The sequence below is a fragment of the Intrasporangium sp. genome (assembly GCF_032907665.1).
Taxonomy (GTDB): Bacteria; Actinomycetota; Actinomycetes; order Actinomycetales; family Dermatophilaceae; genus Intrasporangium.
In genome coordinates, this window is record NZ_JAJJPG010000130.1 from 1 (window position 1) to 2,737 (window position 2,737).

Sequence of the window (2,737 nt, forward strand, 5' to 3'; positions counted from 1 at the left end):
GCCAGGGTCAGGGCGGTGAGGGCTGCTGCGAGCAGCGCGGCGAGGACGACCCGGATGGGGGCGCGATGGGCAAGGGACACACTGACCTCCTTGCGGTGGGGCACCGAGGTCAAGGTGGGGTGCCTGAGGCCTGGTGTCTCCGGTCCGCATTCCACGACAGACTGACAAAGGAGCCGAACGGACACGGGTTTTCCGGCTGGCCGGGGGAATCGACGAACTCGATTCTCCGGTTCACGGTTGCGGGTCAGCGCCGGAGTCGCACCGGCTTGCCCCATTGCCCATCGGGTAGTCGAACCGTGGCACGTGAGGGCAAGCCACGTCAAACGTGGCCTGGCCCGGCTCGGGGTGACCTTGGCAACACCGGGCTCGAGGACAACGCCGATGCCCCACGACGCAGCGCCCGAAACACCCCGGCGACTAGGCCCCGGCGGGAGTCCGGCTGGCCAACTAGGGTGTCCGACATGAGCGCGGACTGGACCTGGCTGTACTTCGACGCACACGGCGACACGATGGAGGGCCCGTCCCTCGTGACCCGGGGCTTTCCCACGCAGAGCGATGCCGAGAACTACCTGGGCGAGTCGTGGCGCGAGCTGCTCGAGGCCGGCGTCGAAGCGGTCACGCTGCGACACGGAGACAATGTCGTCTACGGCCCGATGAGCCTGCGGGCCGCGGAATGAGGGCCGGCTCGACCGCTTCCGAGGGCACAGTCGGCGCATCGCCTGAGCCGGCTACCCCGCTGTCGCTCGCGCTGGAGCGCGACCTCGGCGTGCGGGTGGCCTCGGCCCAGCGTCGGTGGCGCAGCCCCGGTGTCAGCGTGGGTGTGGTCCGCGACGGGGAGCTCGTCTGGTCCACGCACGTCGGCGCTGCACGCCTCGGCGACGGCCCGGCCCCCGCCGTGCAGGCGACCGACTCGACGCAGTTCCTCATCGGCTCGGTGACCAAGACCTTCACCGCGCTGGCCGTCATGTCGCTCCGTGACGAGGGACGGCTCAACCTCGACGACCCACTCGACGCGCACCTGCCGGGGACGCGGCACGCAGGGCTGCTGCTGCGTCAGCTGCTCGCCCACGCGTCGGGACTGCAGCGGGAGCCCATCGGCAACATCTGGGAGAGCCTGAGCGCCCCTGAGCGCGAGGCCTTCCTCGCCGGTGTGGAGGAGGCGGAGCAGGTCCTGCCGGCGCACCACGCCTTCCACTACTCGAACCTCGCCTACGGCCTGCTGGGGCAGGTCATCGAGCGGGTGACCGGCCAGGAGTGGGAGGCGGTGGTCAAGGAACGGATCCTCGACCCCCTGGGGATGCTCCGCACCGGCCTGGAGCCGGCCGACGACCGCGCCCGCGGCTACCAGATCGACCCCTACGCCGGCACGGCGCGCGAGGAGCCGCTCTTCGCCCTCAACGCAACGGCCCCGCTCGGGGGGCTGTGGTCGACCGTGTCCGATCTCGCTCGGTATGCCGCCTACCTCGCTGACCCGGACGAGCGTGTCGTCAGCGCCGAGACCATCGACGAGATGTGCCGGCCCCTCATCATGACCGACGTCGACGGGTGGACCGGCGCCTATGGGCTGGGCTTCGGCATGGGACGCCGTGGGGACCGCGTCTACATCGGCCACGGTGGTGCCATGCCCGGATACCTGACGGGGCTTCGCGTCCGCCGCCCGGAGCGGGTGGGCGCCATCGTCTTCGCCAACACGACGTCAGGAGCCGAGCCGCTCGCGCTGGCCACGGATCTCGTCGAGGCCGTCGTCGAGGCCGAGCCGTCCATCGAGCCGGCCTGGGTGCCCGAGGAGCCCCGGCCCGAGCTGACGGAGCTGCTGGGGCAATGGTGGTCGGAGGGGTCGCCGATCGTCTTCTTCGTCCGTGACGGCGAGCTCTGGTCCCGGCTCACCGAGGACCCGCTCTCGGAGACCCGGTTCGTGGCCGAGGGTCCGGACCGCTTCCGGGCCGTCGCGGGGCGCGAGCGTGGGGAGGTTCTCGAGGTGGTCCGCGCAGGGGACGGCACGGTGGCCAAGCTGTACTTCGCCACCTACGCGGTCACGCGGGCTCCCCTCGCCTTCGCCGACCTCGTGCCCTGACGGGGCGCGCTGCGCCGGCCCAGCGGCATCCGGAAACCGGGTGGTCAGTCGATCAGGATGGGTGCTGGCCACGATCGACGAGCGGCTTCGGCATCCGCGTGCGCCGCATCTGGAAGGCCCGCATGACGGCGTAGAACGCGTCGCCCTTCTCGGCCTGGCCGAACTTCGCGATGACCTTCTTCTTCGTGCGCAGCCACATGAGGACGGCGTCGATGATCGCCACGAGGATCAGACCGTAGACGAGGATGAAGACCGACATCAGCGCCCAGCTCTCCCGGATGAAGCTGAGCAGCAGCACGAGGAGCATCACGGGGAGCATGAACTCGCCGATGTTCCACCGGGCGTCGACCGCGTCGCGGATGAAGCGGCGGCGCGGGCCCTTGTCGCGTACGGGAAGGTAGCGATCGTCTCCCGTGAGCATGCCGGCGCGCTGCTTGGCCATCGCCTCGCGACGGGCGACCTTGTCCCTCGCCTTGGCCGCCTTGCGGTCGTCGACGATGAGGGGACGACGGTTGGCGGCCTCCCGCTCGCGACGTTTCGGCGTCGGGCGGTTCTTCGCCCCCGGCCGCGGCGGCGGCTGGTCCGCGAGCTCTTCGTTGAGGGTCTTCTTGCGTCCGAACACGAGGACAACTCTATGTGCTCACCGGGTGTGCTCCGAGCCGG

Annotated in this window: 3 protein-coding genes and 1 riboswitch; of the genes, 2 read left to right on the top strand and 1 reads right to left on the bottom strand. The window is 70.5% G+C overall.

Annotated elements, in window-relative coordinates; all coding sequences use genetic code 11:
* Window positions 1-164: 164 nt before the first annotated feature.
* Window positions 165-322, bottom strand: a riboswitch (cobalamin riboswitch).
* Between the two features lie 139 nt (window positions 323-461).
* Window positions 462-677 (top strand): hypothetical protein, encoded by a 216-nt coding sequence (locus LOY02_RS15630; protein ID WP_317183290.1) that lies wholly within the window; start codon window positions 462-464, stop codon window positions 675-677.
* Entirely contained in the window at window positions 674-2,074 is a 1,401-nt protein-coding gene (locus tag LOY02_RS15635; RefSeq protein ID WP_317183291.1) for a serine hydrolase domain-containing protein, read from the top strand. Before LOY02_RS15630 ends, LOY02_RS15635 begins: the two co-directional genes overlap by 4 nt.
* A gap of 52 nt (window positions 2,075-2,126) precedes the next feature.
* On the opposite strand, the gene LOY02_RS15640 is transcribed toward LOY02_RS15635, so the two are convergent.
* Window positions 2,127-2,696: a DUF3043 domain-containing protein gene (locus LOY02_RS15640; RefSeq protein WP_317183292.1), complete on the bottom strand. Its 570-nt coding sequence runs from the start codon at window positions 2,694-2,696 to the stop codon at window positions 2,127-2,129.
* Window positions 2,697-2,737: the final 41 nt, after the last annotated feature.

What these genes read in the sequence shown, in the direction of transcription:
- LOY02_RS15630 (WP_317183290.1), top strand. Translation starts at nt 462, where the DNA reads ATGAGCGCGGACTGGACCTGGCTGTACTTCGACGCACACGGCGACACG.
- LOY02_RS15635 (WP_317183291.1), top strand. Translation starts at nt 674, where the DNA reads ATGAGGGCCGGCTCGACCGCTTCCGAGGGCACAGTCGGCGCATCGCCT.